16 protein-coding genes and 1 riboswitch are annotated in these 26148 nt (G+C 37.3%); of the genes, 14 read left to right on the top strand and 2 right to left on the bottom strand.

The features are described from left to right. Nucleotides 1–84 precede the first annotated feature (84 nt). Entirely contained in the window at nt 85–417 is a 333-nt protein-coding gene (locus tag IR022_RS00530; protein ID WP_050710753.1) for a zinc ribbon domain-containing protein YjdM, read from the bottom strand. Between the two features lie 662 nt (nt 418–1079). On the opposite strand from IR022_RS00530, the gene IR022_RS00535 reads away from it, so the two are divergent. From IR022_RS00535 to IR022_RS00575, 9 genes are all read left to right on the top strand, one after another. Further along, nucleotides 1080–1289, top strand: coding sequence for a hypothetical protein (locus IR022_RS00535; RefSeq protein ID WP_194202217.1), 210 nt, complete (start codon nt 1080–1082; stop codon nt 1287–1289). Nucleotides 1290–1365: 76 nt separating this feature from the next. Then, on the top strand, nt 1366–1998 hold the full coding sequence (locus IR022_RS00540; protein ID WP_194202218.1) for a hypothetical protein: 633 nt from the start codon (nt 1366–1368) through the stop codon (nt 1996–1998). Between the two features lie 40 nt (nt 1999–2038). Continuing rightward, a complete protein-coding gene (locus IR022_RS00545) occupies nt 2039–2185 on the top strand; it encodes a hypothetical protein (RefSeq protein ID WP_194202219.1) in 147 nt (48 codons plus the stop codon). Between the two features lie 610 nt (nt 2186–2795). Next, nucleotides 2796–3446 (top strand): hypothetical protein, encoded by a 651-nt coding sequence (locus IR022_RS00550; protein WP_194202220.1) that lies wholly within the window; start codon nt 2796–2798, stop codon nt 3444–3446. A 16-nt stretch (nt 3447–3462) separates the two neighbouring features. Further along, nucleotides 3463–4959: a hypothetical protein gene (locus tag IR022_RS00555; RefSeq protein WP_194202221.1), complete on the top strand. Its 1497-nt coding sequence runs from the start codon at nt 3463–3465 to the stop codon at nt 4957–4959. Between the two features lie 785 nt (nt 4960–5744). Then, nucleotides 5745–6377, top strand: a complete 633-nt coding sequence (locus IR022_RS00560; protein WP_194202222.1) for a hypothetical protein — start codon at nt 5745–5747, stop codon at nt 6375–6377. A 42-nt stretch (nt 6378–6419) separates the two neighbouring features. Then, a complete protein-coding gene (locus tag IR022_RS00565) occupies nt 6420–10322 on the top strand; it encodes a hypothetical protein (protein ID WP_194202223.1) in 3903 nt (1300 codons plus the stop codon). A 494-nt stretch (nt 10323–10816) separates the two neighbouring features. Further along, complete coding sequence (locus IR022_RS00570) at nt 10817–11449, top strand: hypothetical protein (protein ID WP_050710081.1); 633 nt, start codon at nt 10817–10819, stop codon at nt 11447–11449. A gap of 45 nt (nt 11450–11494) precedes the next feature. Beyond that, nucleotides 11495–15379, top strand: coding sequence for a hypothetical protein (locus tag IR022_RS00575; RefSeq protein WP_194202224.1), 3885 nt, complete (start codon nt 11495–11497; stop codon nt 15377–15379). 89 nt (nt 15380–15468) lie between these two features. Here IR022_RS00575 and IR022_RS00580 read toward each other — a convergent pair whose 3' ends face one another. Then, a complete protein-coding gene (locus IR022_RS00580; protein WP_050710083.1) occupies nt 15469–16779 on the bottom strand; it encodes a cobyrinate a,c-diamide synthase in 1311 nt (436 codons plus the stop codon). A 187-nt stretch (nt 16780–16966) separates the two neighbouring features. Next, nucleotides 16967–17169: riboswitch (cobalamin riboswitch) on the top strand. 52 nt (nt 17170–17221) lie between these two features. On the opposite strand from IR022_RS00580, the gene IR022_RS00585 reads away from it, so the two are divergent. The 5 genes from IR022_RS00585 (at nt 17222) to IR022_RS00605 (ending at nt 25705) form a co-directional block, all read left to right on the top strand. Next, nucleotides 17222–19396 carry a TonB-dependent receptor gene (locus tag IR022_RS00585; RefSeq protein WP_194202225.1) on the top strand — a complete coding sequence of 725 codons (2175 nt, stop codon included), beginning with the start codon at nt 17222–17224 and terminating at the stop codon, nt 19394–19396. Continuing rightward, entirely contained in the window at nt 19396–20322 is a 927-nt protein-coding gene (locus tag IR022_RS00590) for a sirohydrochlorin cobaltochelatase (protein ID WP_194202226.1), read from the top strand. The genes IR022_RS00585 and IR022_RS00590 overlap by 1 nt, the downstream gene beginning before the upstream one ends. An 82-nt stretch (nt 20323–20404) precedes the next feature. Continuing rightward, entirely contained in the window at nt 20405–22762 is a 2358-nt protein-coding gene (locus IR022_RS00595; RefSeq protein WP_194202227.1) for a TonB-dependent receptor, read from the top strand. Nucleotide 22763: 1 nt separating this feature from the next. Next, on the top strand, nt 22764–24242 hold the full coding sequence (locus IR022_RS00600; protein ID WP_194202228.1) for a PepSY domain-containing protein: 1479 nt from the start codon (nt 22764–22766) through the stop codon (nt 24240–24242). Beyond that, entirely contained in the window at nt 24239–25705 is a 1467-nt protein-coding gene (locus IR022_RS00605) for a PepSY-associated TM helix domain-containing protein (RefSeq protein WP_194202229.1), read from the top strand. The genes IR022_RS00600 and IR022_RS00605 overlap by 4 nt, the downstream gene beginning before the upstream one ends. Nucleotides 25706–26148 lie beyond the last annotated feature (443 nt).

Genomic DNA, 26148 nt, shown 5'->3' on the forward strand with positions numbered 1-26148 from the left:
TAGCGGCGAATTTTAGCACAAAAAAAGAGTTGATTCAGAAATACGAATCAACTCTTTTACTCTAATTGTGAGTAGTTTATTTTATTATCCTTTCTTGAGGAAACAAGTTTTGAGAACAATACTTGAACCATCTATTTTGCAATCTACCTCTTCAGGATTTTCTGTCAATCTGATGCTTTTTACTTTTGTACCTCTTTTAATAACCATCGATGAGCCTCTTACTTTAAGGTCTTTTATAACCGTTACAGCATCGCCGTCTATAAGTTCTGCTCCATTGCTATCTCGTGGTGTGTCGTCTGCTTCTACATCATTGCCATCGGTAGACCATTCGTTACTGCAATCAGGACAGATGTATACTGTTCCGTCGAAATACGTATTTTCCATGTCACACTGTGGACAATTAGGTGCTTCTGCCATTCTTTTAAAGTTTTATTAATGAGTTAATGAACTGCAAATATACGGCAAAATGAGATATGAGGCAAATCTTAGTTATTTCAATAAATTGAAGTTATCGATATAATCTATCGTTAATAGATGATTTTCCTGTTTCATAATATTTGTCTTGATTTAATTGTTAAAGCTGTTTCTTTTTGTGGGTTTTAACATTTTAAAAGTGTTTTGTAATTAAAAAAGCGAAAAACAATAGATGTTGTCTATTAAGGTAGGCGACTTATCCTTTGTGCGAATAGAATATATGCATATATTTGTAGTATTAAAATCGCGTATGCGGCAATGATGACAACAATATTTAAAAAGTAGACTAACTGGCAACATGTAAAATTAAACAGCCTACTGGTATCCCATTGTGTTAAAAGTATTAGGTGCATAATTGTTTTTATTCAAGTAAGTTTGAATATATTAACGTGCTATGCTCTTCTCTTTTATGCCTGAACTATCTTTTGTTAAAATAATTGTATACTATTCGACCTTCTTATTGTCGTTTAGCTAATGTATTCTTATGCCCCTATTGATATTGAGATCAATAGAAACTAGTCTTGAGGTTTAATCCCGTCAATTGTTTCTATCGCAATTGCTGGTCAATATATTACAATAACTGTATAGGAAAACTATTTTTTTTGATGATAAACTTATTCTTATGTACTGGTATAGTTGTGTTTAATCAGATTAGAGTAAACATTACTTACCTAAAAGCTTTATTTGATTTTCGGGCATCTATCGTAGATGCTGCTACTTCCGACGATCTTATGGCTTCCTGTCTTGCATTGACTCAACTGGCATCAAAAAACAACAGATGCTTGGTCGCCTCATCGGGTACTTTGGTTTATTAAATAAAGCCTAATATAATTTCCTGTGATTTTGAATATTAGAAACAACCTTTTAAAATAAATATAAAAAAAACTGTTTATGAAGAAAGTATTATTACTACTATCGCTGTCGATTTCTTTGTGTATGCAAGCGCAGGTAACCGTGGGGGTAGGAGAGGCTGCAAACCAGAGTGCCTTATTGGAGTTAAGAGAAAATACGGATGGAACATCCAATAGAGGCTTACTGCTGCCTCGTGTTAAATTGTCATCCTTAAGCCTTTCGTCTCCATTACCCGGACACGTAAATGGTATGACAGTTTTTAATATTGATGGAACGAATGTTCCTCAGGGATTCTATTACAATGATGGTACACGTTGGATACAGATGGTACCTCAAAACAGCATTTTCTTTTATGCTCCGTCTATTGTATTGCCCACTTCTGTGGACGATCCATCTTATAACAAGGATACTCAGGTATTTACTGCTTTTATTTATAATGTCTATAAGAGCCAGTTCGGTATGGGCGATCCTCTTAGCTCAGCCAAAAGTCCTTCGGCAGGAGTTTTACCGATTCTAAAAAGTAATGAACTGGATTATTTTGTGACTTACTACGATAATGCCGTTTTCTCCGAATTGAAAATAACCAATGACGGTATACTTAGCTATAAGATGAAATCGGGGTTTGTTATTACAGCAAAAACATTCGTAAATATTGTGTTTAAAGTACGATAAAAGCTACTTTGTATTTTACAACAACAACTAACTAAGGATTATGAACAAATGTATTGTAGTAGCTACAATTAATATAGTTGAGAGAACGGCTCCGGTTGTTCCTGCCGAACCGGCGGTTGAGATATGCAGATTACCCGTTAACTACTGTTTTGGTAAATGGAGCGGGTTATTACGTTACGCAAACTAAGGATAATTGCGAAAGTGCGCGTGTATATTTTACCGTGAAACTTAGGAATTGTATAAATGTTTATGTGAATCCCAATCTAAGGATGAGAGTTCCATTTTGAATAATATATAATAGTTTTATACTGGGTAACACGTCTTTTAATGGAATTTTTCATGTTAACACTCTACGCTCATCTATAGATCAATAAAAAAGATATTTGTCATTTAAAGCAAATTTCAAATTCTAGATAAATACAAATAATATGTATATCTTTGTTGTGTTAAAATAGCTTTTATAGGAAGAACGACGACAACATCTAAAAAAAGTGGACTAACCGGCAACAATTAAAATAAGATTGACTATTGGTATTCTCTTATGTTAAAAGCATAAAGAGCTTAATTGATTCTATCCAAATGAATTTGGGTATATTATGATATTATGCTTCTTTGTTTCATGCCCGATTTTTCACACTGGTATTAACAATCGTATTTTGTGCGGGGTTATGTCGGTTATCCGCTAATGAACTCTTAATCTTTTATTTGATTGCACAATCAATAGAAATTAGTCTTCAACGTTTTTCTCCAATTGGCTTTTTACACTAATCTTTAACAAGGATATATAAGAGAACACTATGAGGAAATTATTTTTATCGCTAAGCTTATTCTTATGTGCAGGTGTAGCTGGGTTTGGTCAAGTTGGAGTAAACACCGTTGACCCAAAAGTATCGCTCGATGTTCAGGCATTTAACACTGACGCTACTACCGCCGAAGGTTTTATGGCTCCTCGTCTAACATTAACTCAACTGGCTTCTAAAGATGGAAAATATCTGGCTGCTCAAACGGGTACTATCGTTTACGTAACAGATGTAACGGGAACAACTACTGCTAAAACAGTAAAAGTTACTCAGGCTGGTTACTATTATTTTGATGGTACTATCTGGCGATCGGTAGGGTCGGGTGCAGGCTTACAGTTTTTTTATATGCCTCCCTTTAATTTGCCTATAACCGCTGTAGCCAATAATGTAACTTTCGATTTGTATGCCGAGTATAAGAAGCAATTTACTAAAACAGGCAATTCTACTTATATAAGCAGTAATGCAGCTCTGGCTACTATACCCAATTTATATACTGCCGATAAACTCGATTTTGTAGTAACCTATTATGATAACACAGTTGTTAAAGTGAATAGTATATCGGCTGCCGGAGTGCTTAATTACAATGTTCTGAAAACCGAAATTGATGCCGGATCATTTATTACTATCATATTGGTTGTAAAGGATTGAGGTTATGAATGAAGTGATGAGAAAAATATTTTCGTTGAGTGTCTTATTTATGCTCTGTTTAGGTGCAACAGCACAGAAGGAGATTTATAACTGGCATTTTGGTAGCAATTGTGGTATTACTTGGAATGCAACTCGCGATCTCTTAGCTACGGGCTTGTTTGGTGCAAGTGATGTGGTGCTGACGGGGTTACCTACTAATTTAGTAGGTTCTAAAATATCAGCGAGCGAGGGATGTTTCAGTATATCAGATACCGAAGGCAATTTGTTGTTCTATTCGGATGGAAGAACTGTCTGGAACAAGCAAGACTTGCAGATGCCCCTAGGTAGTGGTTTGTTGGGCGACGCCTCTTCGGCCCAAGCGGGTATTGTATTGCCATATCCCGGTAGTACAACTAAATATATAGTAGCCACAGTAGGGCAACAGGGCGCAGATAATGCTGCATACTCTGTTGTTGATATGACAACAAACCCTTTAGGTGAAGTGATGGCTGCATATAAGAATATCAGATTTCAAGGATCAATGGGTATAACGAGTGAAACTATAACATCTATCCGCCATTCCAATAGGCGCGATTATTGGGTGATTGCTCCGGGCGTAGGTAGTCCGGCTTATATGAATGCTTGGTTAATGACTGATGCCGGTGCTGCTGCTCAACCGGTAATATCAGAAGTGCCAGGAGCTGTTACTTCTCTCTCCGCAGGAGGTTATCTAAAAATTACCCCTGATGGTAAAACTTTTGTTTGGGGTAGTAATACCAGTGCAAAACTTGTATTCGGAGACTTTAATAATACAACAGGAGAATGTACTAATATTAGAATGATCTCGATGGCTAATCCCTACGGAGTTGAATTCTCTGAGTCTATGAAATATTTATACATTGGTACGGTTACGGGTTTAGCTGTTTTCGATTTTAGAGCTTTACTTGCGGCTGCCGATCCTTCTAAAGTTCTACCCAAAACTTATGTGATTGGAGGATCGAGTGTGCGTGCTGTACAATTAGGACCCGATGGTAGGATGTATATTCCCGCTCGCAGCACTAAATCTCTTACTGTAATTGATAATCCCGAAGAGGGAGACAATTTGAGAATATATCAGCTTCCTGCCGATTTTTTAACAGGAACTGCTCAGTTTGGTTTACCTTCTTTTGCTGCCTCGTGGTTTAAAGTAGCAATCGATGGAAATAAAACACCTTGTATTGATGGTGAAACCGATTATTCAACTGAGATTAATTATTCGATAGCCGATTCGAGGTACGATAATTTAAGATATTTTGAGTGGAGCTGGGGAGACGGTTCTGCTACCGAAAAAGATTATAATGTTTCGGTAGGAGCAAATCAGCATCGTACACATATATATAGATCGGGTGGAGCAAAAACACTTACTGTAACTCCTTATGTTGAGAACTCACCGGGTGTATTCACTCCTTTGATTAATGCAAGCAGTATAGTGATAAATCCTCGACCTTGTTTCTTACCAGTGAATCCGCATTTACATTCGAATTTTAAGAAATAAATAGTTCAGAATAAATTTTAAAGAAAGAGGATATTTATATCCTCTTTCTTTGTTTTGTGATTTCTGAAATGTTAAGTAAGAATTACTTGGTAATACTCTTTGTTAGTGTTAATCTAATATTAGAGTAGATAATTGCCTGTTTTTACAATAAGATTTGTTTCTGGAATATTTATACAGTTTATGACTAGCGATATGATATAGATGAATAATTATTCTGTTTTATCTGATTAAATTGTATATTAATTCAATTTTAAGCTCTGATTATTAGTTGATTAAGGGTGTTTTTCTTCTTAATTTATTAAAAATAAAATGTTACTTTTTTAATATAGCATGGGGTATTTTGTGTAATCGCAAATAACTTCATATATTTGTCTCTTGGAATGGCTTTTATAGCTAATAATGACAACAGTAATAACAATAACATCAAATAAGAGGGTCGAAGCTCACGAGTAATAGTTAATACACTAACTGCTACATCTGCTTTATTATGTTAACAACATAATGATTCAACTAATTTTGTCCGCACCTAACAGTCTGCGAAAAAAAATAAAATTGAATTAATAGTATACTCTTGTGTTTTTTTTAACGTGTCTATTTTACATATTTGGACATTGTAATGAAAATGATTTTTATGGTTACTTCTCTTGAATTAAGAATTTTAGAATATAGATTTTCTTAACTGTTAATCTGTTTTTTATCTCCTTAGTAGAGTACTGTTTTAATATACTGAAACTAAAATCACTAGAAATAAACATTTTACACTTCAAATTTATTACTAACTATTTATGAAGAAAATATTATTGTTATTGTTGGTATTGATACCTTTATGCACTTATGCGCAGGTGACGATTGGTACCGGAGAAGTTGCAGATAAGAGCGCTTTGTTAGAATTAAGAGAAAATGCAGATGGTACATCGAGTAAAGGGTTATTATTTCCTCGTGTTAAACTAACGTCTCTTACTCTTTCCGCTCCATTAGCTACACACGTGAATGGGATGACCGTTTATAATATCGACGGAACAAATATTCCTCAGGGTTTATATTATAATGATGGTACGCGTTGGATACGTATGGTACCTCAAAACAGCGTATTCTTTTATGCTCCATCTATTGTGTTACCTACTTCGGTCGATGATCCTGCTTACAACAAAGCTACTCAGGTTTTTACCGTTAATATGTATGATATCTACAAAAGTCAGTTTGGGATGAGCGATGCAGCTAGTTCTACAAAAAGTCCTTTGGCAGGATCTTTACCAGTTCTTAAGAGCACTGAGCTTGATTATTTTGTGACCTATTATGACAATAAGGTCTTCACTAATCTGGCAATATCCAATACAGGTATACTTACTTATAAAATTGTTGCAGGATCTGCCATTACTGCAAATACATTTATAAACATAATTTTCAAAGTACGATAAATAGCTATTCTGTGTTTTTCAATAACACCATAAAATAAAATTATGAACAAATTTTTGCTGGTTTTTATTTTTTGTGTTCTGACATCCTTTTCTGTATTTGCAGCCGATTACTATTGGGTAGGCGGTGGCGGTAACTGGTCGGATATCAACCATTGGCGAACCTCTTCGGGAGGGACAGGTATACCGGGTGTAGTACCAGGTCCTACGGATGATGTCTTCTTTGATGCCAATTCGGGATTTACTGCCTCATCTAAAACTGTAACTATAAATGTGGTTGCTAATTGCCGTAACATAACTTTTGCCGGATTAACTATTCTGCCAACTGTGACTTCGGGTTCAGCAAATCATTTAAATATATATGGCTCATCCGTATGGCAAACTGGTATGACGATTAGTACAAGCCAGATAAATTATCAGAATACAGGCACTAATAAAACAATAACCAGCAATGGTGTTTCATCGGGACGAATTGTCTACTTTTTAGAGACTAGTTCGGTTTCGCTTATGGATGATTTTAAAATAACTTCTAACATCTACTTCAATGCAGGTGTTTTCAATACCAATAATCATAATATGGATATTGGGGGTTCTTTTTATGGAGACCAAGGTACTGCTCCTCGTACATTGAATCTGGGCAGTTCCGATATTTACATTCGTAGTTTTTATATGTACATGAACTCAACGCTATTGACACTTAATGCAGGTACATCTACTGTTCACTTCGTTGATAGTAATATAGCATATCTTCACTCAGCAAAAGGACAGACCTATTACAATGTCTTCTTCGAAAACCCAAATTCCACATTGTCAAGTATTCAGGCAGGTGGTGGTACAGCTGCCGATAATGTGAAATTTAATCGTGTAGAGTATAAAGGAGACGGCTCTATCTATGGATATAATACTTTTAAGGAACTTGTTTTCGCTCCAAGTAAAAGTTATTTGCTGGTAAGCTCAGCTACTCAGACTATTACCGGTTCCTTAATTGCCGAATCCGAATGTGTGGGTTGGATTTCTATCCAGTCTGCTACTGAAGGAGTTAATAGTACCTTATCTATGGCTGCTACTGCAGAGGTAAAAGTTTCAGGCGTTGTGCTTACCAATATTAGAGGTATAGGAGGTGCTAATTTTACAGCTAATAATTCGGTAGATAATGGGGGGAATACAGGGTGGACTTTTATTACTTCACCTAGTCCCGATTTGTATTGGGTAGGAGGCTCGGGAGATTGGAACGACAAGGCTCATTGGTCGCTAACTTCGGGTGGTGTTGGCGGCGTCTGCGTACCCTCTCCAACTACTAATGTCTTTTTTGATGCAGGTTCGGGCTTCACATCAAGTTCAAAAGAGGTAACATTTAGAGGGTCTGTATACTGTCGTAATATTGTGTTTGATGGATCAGCAGTTCCACCTACCGTAAATAATCCGAATGTAGTATCAACAATAAATATATATGGCTCATCAGTGTGGCAAGCGGGTATGAAATTCGATGCATATTATGTATATTACAAGAGTACTGGTGTGCCTAAGACCATTAAGAGCAATGGTGTTACAACTGGTGTCTATTATACTCATTTCAACGAGGCAAGTTCTATATCATTATTGGATGATTTCAAAACACCTGTTTATTTGTATATTAATGCAGGTACTTTCAATACCAATAATCATAGAGTAGAGGTGTCTCAGCTTATTGGAAATGTTGGTACTGTCCGTAGAACACTTAATCTGGGTAGCTCACATCTATATATTGATGCTCATTTAAATTTAGCTACTGCTGTTGTAACGCTCAATGCAGGTACTTCGCATATTCATTTCACGGGTACTTCCGGGATTTTTTATCCTTATGCAGGTCAGCAATATTATGATGTAACCTACGAAAATGTAGAGGCTTCTTCGGGAAGCATTGCTGCTTCTACGGCAGGTAGTGTAACTAATACTGTAAAATTTAATCGTGTAGAGTATAAAAGAAGTGGTTATATTTCGGGCTATAATACATTTAATGAGCTGATACTTGCACCGGGAAGAATTTATACGGTACAGAGTGCTACTAACCAAGAGTATATTCAAACTATAAACAAAGGTTTATTTGTTGAAGCGGAGTGTTTGGGATGGGCAAGTATAAAATCATCAGTAGCAGGCTATCCTGCTACCCTGTCTATGCCTGCCTCTGCGCAGGTGAAGGTGTCGGGTACTCTGCTGACAGATATTAAAGCTACGGGTGGAGCTAATTTTACAGCTCGTAACTCGCTAGATAACGGGGGTAATACAGGGTGGACTTTTGTTACTTCAGCCTCTCCCGATTTGTATTGGGTAGGTGGTGCAGGGGAGTGGAACGATGCCAGCCATTGGTCGTTTACTTCTGGCGGTACAGGTGGCGCTTGTGTACCCTCTCCAACAAGCAATGTTTTTTTTGATGCCGGTTCGGGCTTCACACTTACCTCTAAAATAGTAACAATAGAAGGAGCAGCTTATTGCCGTGATATAACATTTGCAGGTGCTGCTACTCCGCCTACTATAAGTGCTCTGAGTTCTACTATGTCACTAAATATATATGGGTCATCCGTATGGCAAAGAGATATGGTTATGGATATTTATACTACTAATTACCAGAATAATGGAACTCCTAAAACCATTACAACAAATGGTGTTAAGGCAGGTCTGAAGATTGGCACACAGAGCTCTGTGCAGATATATGAAACAAGTTCAGTTTCTCTTCTTGATGACCTCTATTTATATGGTCGCTTTCTTTTATATGCGGGTACTTTTAATACTAATAATAATAGGGTAGATGCTCATTACTTTTTTAGTGGGAGTGGTACTGCATCAAGAGCAGTCAATTTAGGTAGTTCTGATATATATGTGTTTAATACATTTAATACAAATAGTTCCTATATCACTGTAAATGCAGGAACTTCGCATATTCATATGACGAACTTAGAAGCAAATTTTATTGCATATACGGGACAGGTATTTTATGATTTAACGTTCGAGTATAAATTTCCTAATATAGCATCTATCACAACTGCATTGACTTCACCAGGAAAAGAGGTTCAATTCAATCGTGTAGAGTTTAAAGGCACATTAGGTTCTCTATCAGGGCATAATGTGTTTAATGAACTATTCTTAACGGCAGGTGGCACCTATACATTAACATGGGGCGAATATGTGCAAACGGTTAAAAACAGACTAACTATGTCGGGAAATACCTGTCAGGTGTTATTTGTGAAAAGTTCGTCAGCAGGTCAGCAAGCAAATTTGAATCTGTTGGGAGGTCGTAGTGACTTTAACTTTGTGAATATAAAAGACATTAATGCAACAGGAGGTTTAACGCTACATTTTAGAGATAAAAGTACCGTTGCTGGTCAGAATAATACTAACATTACTTATGATGCCTATAACTCGGGAGAGTTTAATGGTTTTCCTTCAGATTGGACTTGTCACTTTATAGATACCGATATTTCTACGAGTTACACTCTAACAGCAGACGGTTTCTTTGGAAATGAGTACACAGAGTATATTTGGACAAAGGTTGGAGATCCCAACTTTCCCGATGTAATAGGTACAGAATCCTCTATCGATCTGCGTATATTGGGTTATGGTACTTATAGGGTGCAGGTTAAATACAATGCCACTTGTATAGTATCGGGTTTGGTTACAATAATAAAGAGAACAGACAATGTAGATGGTGGCGTTCAACCAAGTAAAGTTTGTTTGTTACCGGTAAATACTTTAGCTAATGTAAGTGTGGTTGGTGAAAATCTAAAGTGGTATGCAACAGCAGTTTCAACATATGTTTTACCCTTAACGACTGTTCTGAAAGATGGAGCTACTTACTATGTTACTCAAACAATAAATAACTGCGAAAGCGGACGTGTGCCCATTACTATAAGAATTGGTGATTGTACAAGCGTGTATGTAAATCCTAATCTAAGAATGAGAGTACCCATGTAATAGTATAGCTAAAATAATAAAAAAACTGCTATTTAATGTAATATATGTTATTTTGGATAATCGCAAATATCTTTATATATTTGCCGCTTATAATAGATTTTATATATCATAGGTTGATGAACGGCGACAATGACAACAGTAACAACATTAACATTTTATAGAAAGTGAACTTATGAGCAATAGTTAAATAGTTCACTGCTCAGTCTTATCCTTTTGTGTTAATAACAAAAAGATTAGTTAGATTCTATCTAATATAATCGATGTGATAAACAAATTATAATTTCAGTATACTCTTGAATAGATATTCCTATGTCTTTTTTTGAATGACTGTAGATTGACCTAAGTGTTAATCTGGTTTTATCAGTATTGCTAAATTTTCGAAAACGAAATTTTGCGATATAGTTCAATACGTATTGATGTTTTTATAAATGTACTGAAAATAAAACACTTAAAACAATAAAATGATATTTCAAACTTTATTACTTTAACTATTTATGAATAAGATACTATTACTACTATTAGTATTGATGCCTTTGTGCATGCAAGCACAGGTAACTATCGGAGTTGGAGAAGCAGCCAACAACAGTGCTTTATTAGAATTAAGAGAAAATACAGATGGAACATCCAACAGAGGCTTACTTTTACCTCGGGTTAAATTATCGTCACTAACACTTGCCTCTCCATTGCCGACACACGTAAATGGAATGACTGTTTTTAATATTGATGGAACTAATATTCCTGAAGGATTATATTACAACGATGGTACACGTTGGATTCAGATGGTACCTCAAAACTCAATCTTTTTTTATGCTCCTTCCATAGTATTACCTACTTCTGTGGATGACCCTGCTTATAATAAGGCTACAGAAACTTTTACCGTTGATATGTATAACGTCTATAAGAGCCAGTTCGAGATGAGCGATGCTCTGAGTTCAGCAAAAAGTCCTTTAGCTGGAGCTTTGCCGGTTCTTAAAAACAATGAGCTTGATTATTTTGTCACCTACTACGACAATAAGGTTTTCACCAGCTTAGCTATATCCAATATTGGTGTGCTTACTTATAAAATGGCATCAGGATTTACTATTACAGCAAATACATTCATAAATATAGTGTTCAAAGTGCGATAAAACGATCGCTTATATTATCTAAAAACAACACACATAAAAATGAAAATGAATAAGCTACTGTTATTTTTTGCTATACTCTTTTTCTCTTCTCTCTCAGCTTTTAGCGCCAATTATTATTGGGTGGGAGGTTCGGGTAACTGGTCGGATATCAATCACTGGCGAACGTCTTCGGGCGGAGCGGGTATACCAGGTGTAGTACCGGGACCTACTGATGATGTGTTTTTTGATGCCAATTCGGGATTTACCCTTTCTTCTAAAACTATAGCGCTCAATGTGCCTGCTAATTGCCGCAATATTACTTTTGCAGGAGCAGCTATTCCACCGCTTTTAACTTATTCGAGTACTACTGCAAATGCATTAAATATATATGGCTCATCTGTATGGCAGGCGGGTATGACAGTGAGTGTAAACCAGATTAACTATCAAGATACAGGTATACCTAAAACTATTACAAGTAATGGTGTTACATCGGGAGGTAATGTCTATTTATTCGAAACTAGTTCCGTTTCACTTGTAGATAATTTTAAAATTAGCACTAATTTAATTATAAATGCCGGAATCTTTAATACCAATAATAATCGAATAGACGTTGGTTATTATTTTCATGCCACTCAAAGCTCTACTCCCAAGACTCTTAATCTGGGGAGTTCCGATATTTACATTAATTCTTATTATATGTATATGAACTCGGCGTCTATTACACTCAATGCAGGTACTTCTACTATTCATTTCATGGGTACCACAGCATATCTTTATCCTTACGAGGGTCAGGTATATTATAATGTTGTTTTTGAAAACGAGGCTTCCTCCACTTCATGTATTCAATCTGGTGGTACAGCTACTAAAAATATTAATTTTAACCGAGTCGAATTTAAAGGAGATGGGCTTATCTATGGTTATAACACCTTTAAGGAAATGATCTTCTCTCCAGGTAAAACCTACCTGTTGGGTAATAATGTAACTCAGACAATTACGGGTTCATTGTCAGCCGAATCAGAATGTGTAGGGTGGCTTCCTATCCAATCGTCTACAGCCGGAAGCCCAGCTAATCTGTCTATGCCTACTGGTGCAGAGGTAAAAGTCTCAGGTGCTGTATTGACTGATATCAAAGCCTCAGGTGGCGCTACTTTTACTGCTAATAACTCAATAGATAATGGAGGTAACACTGGTTGGAACTTTATAGCTTCTGCTTCTTCCGATTTGTATTGGGTAGGGGGAACGGGCGTCTGGAACGACCCTGCCCACTGGTCTCTCACTTCGGGTGGTGTAGGCGGAGCCTGTGTACCTTCTCCTAGTAGTAATGTATTTTTTGATGCCAATTCGGGCTTTACCTCAGCTTCTAAGACCATAACGGTCAATGGGACTGCCTATTGTCGCAACATTACATTTTCGGGAGCAGCCGTTCCTCCTACTGTAACCTATACAGGTACAGCTTCATTAAATATATACGGTTCGTCAGTTTGGCAACAGGATATGATATTTGGTGTGTATACTATTAATTACAAAGATACAGGTGTACCTAAAACAATTACCAGCAATGGAGTTTCAAGTCTAGGGAATAATGTATACTTCTATGAAACCTCTTCTATTTCTCTCACTGATAACTATAAAGTGGATGGCACTTTGTATTTATATGCGGGGACTTTTAATACGAATAATAATCGAGTTGAGATTGGTTATGCATTTTATGGCGATAGAGGCACTAGTCCTAGAACTCTTAATCTGGGTAGTTCCGAAGTATATATAAGTAATTATTGGTATTCAAACGTTGCTCTTTTAACGTTAAATGCAGGTACTTCGCATATTCATTTCAAGAATACCACTGCAATTCTTTATCCTGCTGCAGGTCAGGTGTATAATGATGTTACTTTCGAACATCCCCTTGCCTCAACAGCATCTCTTGCTTACGCTGGTTTAGCGACTAATAATGTTAGATATAATCGCGTAGAATTTAAGGGTCTTGGAGCTATCTCTGGGCATAATACTTTTAAAGATCTGATATTTGCTCCGGGTAAAAACTATACCATGCAAAGTGCATCTAATCAGGCGTATACTCAGACGATTACAGGAGTTTTTTCTGTAGAGTCAGATTGCTTGGGCTGGGCAGCTATACAATCGACTACCGCTGGGTATGCTGCTGTTGTATCTATGCCCGTTGGTGCTTTACCTAAAGTATCTGGAGTTATGATGAAAGATATTAAAGCCATTGGTGGAGCCTCTTTTGTCGCTAGTAATTCAATAGACAATGGAGGTAATACAGGTTGGAATTTTGCTACATCGGCCTCACCTGATTTGTATTGGGTAGGTGGTAGTGGTGTATGGAACGATGCCAGCCATTGGTCGTTTACTTCCGGAGGTCAGGGTGGAGCTTGTGTTCCCTCACCCAATAGTAATGTGTTTTTTGATGCTGGTTCGGGCTTTACGTCTGCCTCTAAAACTGTAACTATAGAGGCAACTGCCTATTGTCGCAATATTACATGTGCAGGTGCAGTTACTCCACCAACTTTAACATCGACTAGTTCCACTAGTATTTCGTTCAACATATATGGCTCCTCAGTTTGGCAGTCGGGTATGACAATGAGTGTTTATATTGTAAACTACCAGAATACAGGAATACCTAAAACAATTACCAGTAATGGTGTTAAAACCGGTACATATAATGTATATATATATGAAACCTCTTCAATTTCATTGGTGGATGAGCTTAAATTAGGTGCTACTTTATCTATAAATGCAGGTGTTTTTAATACCAATAATAACAGGGTTGAGGGAACTAGTTTTTATATTAATTCAGGTATTGTAGCCCGAACCCTTAATCTGGGTAGTTCCGATATATATTTTACATCAAGTGTTCTATTAAATAGTCAGTATTTAACTGTTAATGCAGGTACTTCACATATTCACCTAACGGGTTCTTCAGGTAATCTTAGTGTGTACGCCGGACAAATATATAACAATGTTACGTTCGAAAATGCAAGTCCTTCTGGTGCAACTCTACAAAGTACTGGTACATCGGTTGGAAAAGAGGTGCAATTTAATCGTGTAGAGTTTAAGGGCACAGTTGGTTCTCTCTCCGGGCATAATATGTTTAACCAATTATTTTTAACCGCAGGTGGTACATATACATTGTCGGTAGGAGGGGATATTCAGACTGTTAAAGAAAGATTGACCATGTCGGGGAATACCTGTCTGATATTGTTTGTGAAAAGTAGTACATCAGGTACACAGGCAAATTTAAAATTATTGGGAGGTCGTAGTGACTTTAACTTTGTCAACATAAAAGATATCAATGCAACAGGGGGGATGACGCTTCATTTCAGAGATAAAAGTACAGTTGCCGGTCAGAATAATACCAATATAACTTATGATGCCTATAACTCAGGAGAGTTTAATGGTTTTCCTTCCGACTGGACTTGTCACTTTATAGATGCTGATGTTCCTGCAAGCTATACTCTTACAGCAGATGGATTCTTTGGTACAGAGTACACGGAGTATGTATGGACAAAAATAGGAGACCCAAATTTTACTGGTACAATAAGTACAGCTTCATTTATTGACTTGCGTACATTTGGCTATGGTACCTATAGGGTGCAGGTTAAGTACAATGCTACTTGTATTGTAACAGGTACAGTTTTAGTCGTAAAAAGAACCGATTCGGTAGATGCTGGTGTTCAACCAAGTAAGGTTTGTCAGTTACCGGTAAATACATTAGCTAATGTAAGTGTAAATGGCGAAAATATAAAATGGTATGCCACAGCTGTTTCAGCAGGAGTTTTGCCCTTAACGACTGTTTTGGTTGATGGAGCTACTTATTATGTGACGCAAACAAAAAATAACTGCGAAAGTGGACGTGTACCAATCACTATAAAAATTGGCGATTGTACAAATGTGTATGTAAATCCTAACTTAAGGATGAGAGTACCCATGTAATATAAATGCAGCTATAACTATAAGAAACCCCGAAAGCAATATATTGGCTTTCGGGGTTTTTCTGTATTGTGAATAAAGTAAACGTAGAGTTACTCAAACAATTTCATTAAATCGAGTTCAGACCAATAGATGTGAGTATAGCCTGCAATTGTATTCTTATATCTTATAAGTTTGGTATCCACCTCAGTTCCTTTAGCATTATGTATTTGGGTTACAGTAGACGTATTGTTGTGGGGGTCTTCTACTTTCGAATAATGAAATTCGTGACCTTTGATACATTGCCCCTTGTAAGTGAAAGATCTGTATCCCAGTTTTAATCTCATGTGTTGCATGGTGGCAGTTTGCTTAAGAATGTCAACCATAGGATATTCAATACCCTCCTTGTCTGCAATCGAAGTACAGAGATACATCATACCACCACATTCGGCTATCAATTTACCCTCGTTTTCTATATATGATCTGATACTTTCGAGCATTGATGTATTACTACTCAATTCCTTCAAATATAATTCGGGATAGCCTCCCGGTAGATATACCAAATCAGAATTTAGAGGTAGTTCTTTATCTTTTATAGGGCTAAAAAATGAAACATTGCCTAGTTTTTTCAGATGCTCAATATTCTCGTGGTAGATGAAATTAAAAGCTTCGTCATAAGCCACAGCAATATTTAGATTACCTTTTGCTTTTTCTTCTTCTTCTTTCGAGGCGTTGGTTATTTTATTGGTCGCAGTAATTTCGAGTAGACGATCAACGTTTATGTGTTTTTCGATAAGTGCAGCCACCTTGTTGGCAAACTCATCAAATATAAATTCCTTTTCGATATTTAATCCCAAGTGACGCGATGGGATTTCAACATTCGTATCCTTCGGTAAATACCCTAAAGCCTCTAGTCCTACATCTTCACAAGCATCTTTCAGATAACTGTAATGACTATCGGAAGCTACAAAGTTAAAGATGACACCTACTACATTTATATTCTTATAGAAGTTCTTGAAACCAAAGAGTAGAGCAGCGGCAGAGTAAGCCATCGATTTAGCATTGATAACGAGCACAACAGGTATATCTAGCAATTCAGCTATCTGGGCACTGCTTCCCTGCATGCGGTTATAGCCGTCATATAAGCCCATGACGCCCTCAACAATACAAGCATCTTTGTTGGTTGCATACTTCGAATAGAGCGATTCTACATGATGCGTGGAGGCAAGAAATACATCGAGATTAATAGAGTGATTACCCGAAGCCATGTCGTGGTACTTAGTATCAATATAATCAGGACCACATTTAAATGGTTGAGTTTTGAGTCCTCTATTTTTCAATGCTCTCAAAAGACCCAGAGTAAGGGTGGTTTTGCCCGAACCGGAGGTTGTAGCCGATATAAGGAAACGAGAAGTCTTATCCATATATAAGTAATTGTGAATATTTAAAGTTTTATCTCGCTGTAATACTGTTGTTTACAGCTAAAAAATTTATGGCTTTATAATTATTATTGTATTGCAAAAATATAAAATTTACATCATAAGCTGTATCTATGATGTTATTTGTTTTATTTATTTTTCTGAATACCGTTTATTTAAAATAGATTAAAAGTATCTTTGCGGTCGTTAAGGTGATGCTGTGAGACACTCGTCTCTCGCATTTAAAAGGGAATTCGGTCAGAATCCGAAACAGTGCCCGCTACTGTGAACTCTTTAAAATTTTGAACAATTCTTTTGCCACTGTTCTACAGCATGAATGGGAAGGCGTTCAAAATAGAGTGAGTCAGGAAACCTGCCTAACAAACCAGTTATTTATATATTCTCGGGGTCAAGAATATTATTATAAACAATTTATTTTCATTTTATAATGAGAAAGAAGCTATTGCTAACAGCACTTGGGTGTTGTATAGTAAGTCTTGCGTTTGCTCAGATGACCTTGAAAGGAAAAGTTCTTGATGAAGAAGGTCAGCCTGTATTGTGTGCAACGGTTCGTTTGGAGAGAACTACAATCGGTGTAGTAACTAACGATCAGGGCGAATTTATGTTTAAAGATGTGCCCAATGGAGAGTATGTGATGCGGACGAGCCGGATGGATTTTGAGACTCAGAAGCAAAACGTAAACCAATCGGATGACAAAATGGTTATCCAATTAAAGAAATCTTACTTAAATCTAAATGAGGTAGTTGTTACCGGAACCGGAACTTATCACCGGTTAAAAGACACACCTGTACCTGTTGAAGTGATTACTGCTAAGGAGATCAGTAATACAGGAACTCTCAATTTCGAAGATGCTTTGGCTGCTCTGTCTACTTCTATTGCAACCAAAGGAGCTTACAACATTGTAATGAATGGTCTTAGAAATAAGCAAATTCTTATTCTAGTTGACGGTAAACGTTTGGCCGGAGACGTGGGTGGCGATAACGATCTGGAACGTATTGATATGAGTAACATCAAGCGTGTAGAAGTTGTAAAAGGAGGAGCTTCCTCTCTATATGGTTCGGAGGCTATGGGTGGTGTAATTAATATTATAACCAATACTCCACAAAGTACTGTAGATGTTGTATCTGCAACACGAGTTTCTAAGTATGGACAATTCAACCAGAATACCAACCTAGGGTTTAAAGTAGGCAAGCTGTTTTCTCAAACTACCTACCAACGCCGACAAACCGAAGGGTGGCAATTGAGTCCGTATGAGATTAAATCTCTGAGTAAACCCACTCGAGATACCTTAGTAGAAACAGGTAAGCAGGCTATGGCAGCTTACAAATCGAATACCGTATCTCAGAAGTTTATGTATAATCCGACCAAGAAATCGTCGATCTATACCAAAGGAGTTTATTTCGATAAGAAAACCGATCGTCCTTATGCTGACTATGCATACGATATGTTTTACAAAGATTACAACTTTGCTCTAGGAGGAGATTATCATTTCAGAAAACACGTCAATTACATCACATTCGATTCCTATTTCGATAACTACGAGTATTATAAAGATTACTTGAAGAAATCAGGAAAGTTTGAAGCCGGAGATCGTGACCTTACCAAGCGTCAACGTCTTTTCAATACCACGATAAAAGGCGTATTCAGCCTCGGTGAAAATCATAAATTAAATACGGGACTCGATTTCATGAACGAGTATATGAAAAATCCCGAAAGTCTAGCAGAGTCCAAATCGGCATATACAATGGCATTTTATGCTCAGGATGAAATCAAGGTAATAGAGCGTTTATCGGTCGTTGCCGGATTTCGTTTGCTGCATCACGAAACATTCAAAAATAAATTCAATCCAAAAGTTTCGGCTATGTATGCTTTAGATCATTTCAATTTCAGAGCATCCTATGCCGCAGGATTCAGAGCCCCCAATCTGCAAGAGTTGTATTACGATAAAATATCGGGAAGCATGGTTAGTCAGGGAAATACAAATCTGAAACCTGAAAGATCTAATTACTACTCTCTTAATACCGAGTATATAAGCGATCATTTTACCCTTTCGATAACAGGTTATATCAATAATATAAAAGATATTATCGACAGACAAGTGCAACCACTCACTCCCGAAGATGAGGCAGGCGGTATTAAAACCCGTTATATGTACAACAATGTATCTAAGGCACGTACTCAGGGTGTAGATGTTTCGATGAATACATTTCTGGGAGAAGGTTTTTCGATAGGCTTGAATTATAGTTACCTGGATGCTCGTAACAGAGTCGAAAATAAACCACTATTCGGGTCGAGTCGCCATACAGGAATTGTAAACGGAAACTGGATGAAGGAATGGAAAACGTATCGTTTGAATGTGAACTTGAATAGTCGCTTACAAAGCGAAACATACTATTCGGACATGAATGCCCGCCCTTTTCAATTGTGGAATCTGGCAACAAGCCATTCGTTTACAGGAGCAAAAAAACTAATTTTTGAACCCGGATTTGGAATCGAAAATATATTCAATTTCAGAGACGAGAAACCTTTTGGAAGTAAATATGCAACTACTTCTCCCGGAAGAACTGTATTTGCAAGCTTAACCTTAAAATTTAAGAACTAATGAAAAATCTACTTTTTATACTGTTAATGCTCGCAGCAATGGTAAATGTATCTGCTCACGGAGGTAAAAACCACGAGCATTCTAATATATTCGAAAATCTGCAAGGACACGATAAAGCAGCAATACTAATGGTCCATTTTGGTACTACACACGATGATACCCGTGCGATGACTATCGATGCCTTGAACAAAAAAGCTCAGGCAGAGTTTCCCGGTGTGGAAGTGCGTGAGGCATATACTGCACGAATTGTAATAAAGCGTTTAGGCGAACGTGGCATCATGAAGCAAAAACCACAAGATGCGTTGGCGCAGTTGAAAAAGGACGGTTATACCCATATTCTAATTCAGCCATCCACTATAATCGATGGAGTAGAAATGGAGTCTATACAGAAAGATGTCGCAGAGATGCGATCGGACTTCAAAGAAATCAGAATTGGAGATCCTTTGCTTTATAGCCCTGAGGATTATGAGAACCTAATAGGTGTATTAACCAAAAATATTGACCCTAATACTGCTTATGTTTGGGTGGGACATGGTACATCCGATTCTAATACTGCTCAGTATGCTATGCTCGACTATATGTTGAAAGCCAAAGGTCACAGCAATTGTTTTGTGGGAACTATTGAGGGATACCCTTCTTTTGATGATATGCATCAACAATTGAAAGCTTCGGGATTGAAAAAAGTAGTACTTGTACCACTTATGTTTGTTGCCGGAGAGCATGCCAAAAATGACATTGCAGAAGACTGGAGAAACGACCTCGAAAAAGAAGGCTATTCTGTGGACGTGAGAATGGAAGGATTGGGACAAAACCCCGAAGTACAAGACTTATACATCTCTCATCTGAAATTTAAATCAGCACATCGTAAAATCGGTATCATAGAAAAGAAAGCAATCTATGAAGTGACCGGCGAAAAGATGGAATAAGGTTGATTTACCTTTTTTATTTAAATACAATAATATACCCATAAACAAGAAATAGGTCTGAGACCTTTTTACAATGGAAATCATGAAAAAAGTAATTTTCTCTGCTATCGCATTGATGGCAGTGAGTGGTATGTCAGCTCAGAATAAGAGCATGGTAGATACAGTATATTCTATCAGTGAAATTGAAGTAGTAGACTTTAGCCGAAAGAAAACAGAAATAGGCAAGCTGAATGTTCCTTTGGAATACTTGCCGATGACAATAAATACAGTTTCTTACAAAGACCTCGAAATAAGAGGGATCGTAAATATAGAAGATGCCGTAAAATTCCTTCCCGGAGTGCGTATGCAAACCTCTTACGGATCGTTTCAAACACTTACGGTACGTGGTTTTAACTATACGCCTATAATGGTGGATGGTATAAGAGATGAGCGTACGATGATAAATTCATATCCCGTAGCAGACCTTACAGATGTTGAATCGATGGAATTATTGAAAGGTCCAGCATCAGTTCTTTACGGACAATCGGTTATAGGTGGCGTTTTGAATATTGTAAGAAAATCGCCAACACCTTACAATGTAGTGAATGCACGCATGGTTTATGGTAGCTGGGACAACAAACAGGCTTCGATGGACTTTGGTGGAAAGCTATACAAATCGGTTAATTATAGAGCCTTGCTAAATTATGCAAATCAAGATGGATGGAGAGATAACGGAAATAAACGTTTTTCAGGTTATTTTGCATTAGCTTCTAAAATAGATGCAACAAGTAATATTGATGTTCGTGCAGGTTTCAATAGAGACTGGTATGGTACCGAGATTGGTTTACCACCCAATATGACAAACGATGTATTTAATACCAGCGATGGTGCATTGTTTTTGAATAAAGGGCAAATGCAACCGGGTTTGAACAGAGAGTCACGCTACAACAGTCAATCTGATTTCTTCAAAAACTACGGATGGAATGTGACTGCAAAATATGATAAAAAGTTTAGCGATCATTTGAAACTGCAAAATCATGCCTCTTATTTTGATGATGATATCAATTATTTCGGAACCGAATCTCTTAAATATCTGGAAAGTGATAAGGCTATTTATGATCACTATTATATGACTAAAAATAAGGCAGGCGAACAGGTGAAGAAATACATTTGCCTCGATAGTGTATACTTAGCATCGCCTTTGAGATTCTCTCACATGGCAAAGACATTCAGTAATCAGCTTGAACTTTCTGGCGATTTTTACACCGGTAGTATCAAGCACAATTTTATTGCAGGATATACATTCTCGCTAATGGCTCGTAACTCTTACACAGGTTATACTCTTGCACCCATAACCGATCCTCTTAATAGCAAGTACGATGTATATGGACCGGGACTTTATTCGCGTGTTGCAGTAAACAACCCTCAAAGTATGGGGTATATGAACTCTTCGTTCAGTAAAGCTATCATCACCAAAAGTTATATGCATAGTATCTACTTTCAAGACTTAGTAGAACTTGATGATAAATGGAAAGTGATGTTGGCAGGTCGTTACGACTTCTTTAAATATATGAGAGCAAATGCGCCTACTTACGATGGTGGAAGACAATACCACAAATCGGAACAGACAGCATATAGTATTAACAATACCTCGTCGTTTACTTATCGTGCAGGTGTTGTATATATGCCAACAAAAGATCTTTCGGTATATGGTTCGATGGCTTCATTCTTTAATCCTTATCGCGATTTTTATGCTGAAAATGTAATCTATATAAACTCAAACGGTGATAGATTTCACCCATCAGATGGTAAGGAAATATTCAAGCCTCAAACAGGTTACCAAGGTGAAGTGGGAGTTCGCTATAACTTGGGAAAATATGTACAGGCAACGGGTAGTGTATTTTACATAATCAGAAACAATGAAAAGAAGACATTAAAGACAGATGAGGTTGATGAGGATGGCATCACTAAATCGGTAGTAGGACAAGTTGGTTCATCCGGATCTAAAGGTTTCGATCTTGATATTACAGTCTTTCCTTTACAAGGTCTTAATGTAATGTTAGGTTATGGCTATACAAATGCTACTATTCGTGAAATGAAAAAGAATGATTATATGGAAAGCGAAGTTCTTAAAGGTAAAAAATTGACGGGTGTTCCTCAAAATACATTTTTTGCAGCAGCCAATTACCTTATACAGAAAGGTGCATTCAAAAACTTAGGATTTGTGACTACCGTTTCGTATATGGATAAAGTATATCGCAATACCGATAACACATCCGAATATCCTTCGTATTGGTTGGTAGATATGGGTGTTTCGTATAAGTTGAAAAACAACGTTCGCCTTTCAGCAAATGTGAATAATGTATTCGACAAAGACTATCTCAACCAGTCACTAGGTTCTCAGATGGTACCAAGTATGCCTCGAAATTTCTTGCTTACAATGGCTTATACTTTAAGGTAATATGCTAAAAAGAATTCTATATTCTATTCACAGGGTGCTGGGGACTTTCCTCAGTATCCTGTTTCTTGTTTGGTTTCTATCGGGTTTTGTGATGATTTATCACAACTTTCCGAGAGTAACACCGCAAGACCGCAACCGAACAACGGAAGTATTATCTTCCGATATGCCCGGAATAGGAGAGGTTCTGAATCGTATCTATCCTGATACATTGATTCAACGAATCAGTCTTAAAATTACCAGCTATGGACAGTCTGTATTCGAAGTCTCGACCAAAGATAGCAGCTATAATCTGGTTGCCGATTCGAGCGAGTTTATAAGAAAAGTGAACTATGCTCAAATAGAGAATTATGCTCGAAAATGGAGTATTGCGGATATTGTAAAAGTAGATACACTGAGCGAAGTAGATCAATGGATACCCTTTAATAGGTTAGCGAAGGATATGCCAATCTATAAATTTTACTTTGGTGATACCAAAAAGCATCAGCTTTATATCTCATCACGTACGGGTGAGGCTCTTCAATTTACCGATAAAGACAGTCGCTTCTGGGCATGGTTGGGAGCTATTCCGCATTGGGTATATTTTACCTCTCTACGTCAGGATGGCGAATTGTGGAATACTACCGTTATCTGGTTATCTGGCTTAGGCTCTATTATGTGTTTGATAGGGTTTGGGCTGGGTATTTATATGCTTGTGAAGCAATATCGAAAGAAGAAAAAAGTAGGTACACCGTATCGTAAGTTCTCTTATAAATGGCATCATGTCTTAGGTTTTGTTTTCGGAATATTTGTATTCACTTTTGTGTTTAGTGGAATGATGTCATTGGCTAGTATTCCCGATTGGGTTATTAGGGAGAGCAAACCGTCAGGTAGACGAGGTATGTTTGGTTCTTCATCCATGCTAAAACTAAAGGAGTACCAGCTTGATTATCGGGCAATCTTGTTATACTATCCTGATGCTGTGAAAGGAATTGAATGGACAGGTTTTGACAAAACTCCTATTTATAAAGTAGTAACCTCAGATAGTATTTATGTGTTAGATGCTTCGGCAAATAATATAGCACCGCTTCTGTTGACAGAGCAAGTCGTAAAGGATAAATACACGAGCCAACATAAAGAACCTATTACTTTATCGGTGATGACCGAATATGATAATTACTATGTCGACCGTAAGAACAAACTACCATTGCCTGTCTACAAAATAGATGTAAACGATGCAGATAAAACAACCTATTATGTGAATCCTCAAACGGGAGATGTGCGTTCCTATACAACAAAATCGCGCGTGCACAAATGGATGTATCACGGATTGCATAGCTTCAACTTTAAGTTTTTGGCAGAGCATCCCATTCTATGGAATATTGTTATGTGGGGAACTATGATTGGGGGAACATTGGTGTCGTTAAGTGGTGTTTTACTCAGCTATAAATATCTGCGACGAAAATTTAAACGGTTAACGAGAAAAAATTGTAAGAAAGAATGATACGAAAGTTTATATATTCCATCCACAGGGTATTGGGAGCAGTAGTTAGTCTACTGTTCCTAATGTGGTTTATTACAGGCTTGGTTTTGGTATACCATCCATTCCCTAATGTAACCCAAGAAGAAAAGAATCAGAGACTCGAAATACTACCCGATTCATTGCCCGATATTATGGCTCTAGTCAATAAATTACCAGAGGGAGAAACCGCCCGAAAGATACAATTGAGCGAGTTGCAAGGGCAGACATTACTATCAGTATTTACTAAAGAAAACCAATATGTATTTAATGCAGATACTACTGAGGAAGTAAAGCCTTTAAACTATCATGCAATAGAACGTATTGCGAAGAATTGGAGTAATGCTCCTATCGAAAGAGTGGATACTCTCAAAGAATTGGAGCAATGGATTATGTACAGCAAGTACGAAAAAGAGCTGCCCATCTATAAATTCTATTTTACGGATGACGAGAAACATCAACTCTATATATCTTCTCGTAGTGGAGAGGTGCAGCAATTTACCGATAAAGATAGCCGCTTTTGGTCGTGGGTGGGTTTTATTCCCCATACCTTTTATATACCTGCATTGCGTAAGCATACACAAACGTGGATTCTTACCATCACCATATTGGCTTCGTTGGGGTTAATAATGTGTATCGCTGGGGTGTATGTGGGTATAGATGCCTATTACAGAAGATATAAACGAAAAGGAAAGTTCGAAAGTCCGTATAAAAAACGTTGGTATTGGTGGCATCATGTAGTCGGACTGATCTTCGGAATATTTCTTCTCACTTGGGCGTTTAGCGGCGTTATGTCGTTACGAAAAGTGCCTCAATGGATGGTGAAAACTCACGAGGAATATAAGATTCCGATGAAGATAAAAGGCAAAAGAATATCACCCGATAAGTATCCATTCGACTACAAATTATTGAAACAGACTTATCCTGAATTGAAGAAAATAGAATGGACTCATTTTCAGGGAATACCTATCTATGAAATAGTTTCGGGTAACCAAACTCTATTTATAGATGCCTCATCAGAAGAAGCTAAAGAATTATTCTTGCCTTCTGACGCAATAGAAAAATCAATCCGTGCCATTCATGGTGACAGTGTTGCTTTTACCGTAAAATTGATAAACGATTATGAGAATTATTATTTGCCCTGGAAGCGAGATTTAGGTTTACCTGCCTATAAAGTAGAAGTTTCCGATGCAGATAAGAGCCTCTATTATATCAATGCAAAAACGGGAGATTATAAATACCTCAATCAGAACCGTAAAGCCCGTAAATGGATGTTTCAGGCATTACATTATTTCCACATCAAGTGGTTGATGGACAGACCTGTTCTTTGGACTATCGTTCTTTGGACATTGTCCATCGGTTGTATCATTGTTTCGGGTACAGGAGTCTGGTTGAGTTGGAGGTTTTTCAGACGAAAATGGAAGCAAAATTGTAAAACAAAGGTGTAGGGGCGAATTTATGTGTTCTATTTTACTAACGCACGCTATTGGGTTTGTTCGTCATTTTGCCTTGGTGCAAAATGAAGCAAAAGATCAAGGCTGTGCCTTTTGCATGACCCGCTCAGACTCGAAAGCTAAAACAAAAGAAAACATTTAAAGCTAATATCCTTTTGTTTCTTAACGCTTTCCTCATCTATCGGGTGCCCCATGCAACCGCCAATGTCGAAAACCTGACGGATAAGAACTTATTACGTGCGTAAGCCTCGGTGCATCAGTGGTACAGCCGTTAGCTGACTGTGAAGTGGGCGTAAAACTAAACGTGCCGTAAGGCAGTAGGTTTAGTTTAGCCTACAAGCTAGTCAGATAGGCGAGCCACGTAGCACAAAGTCTTTTTGGTTCCTTTTGCGGCTTTGGGCAAAAGGAATGCAAGGAATCTTTGATTACGCGCAGCA

Source organism: Dysgonomonas sp. GY617 (assembly GCF_015233815.1).
Classification (GTDB): domain Bacteria; phylum Bacteroidota; class Bacteroidia; order Bacteroidales; family Dysgonomonadaceae; genus Dysgonomonas_A.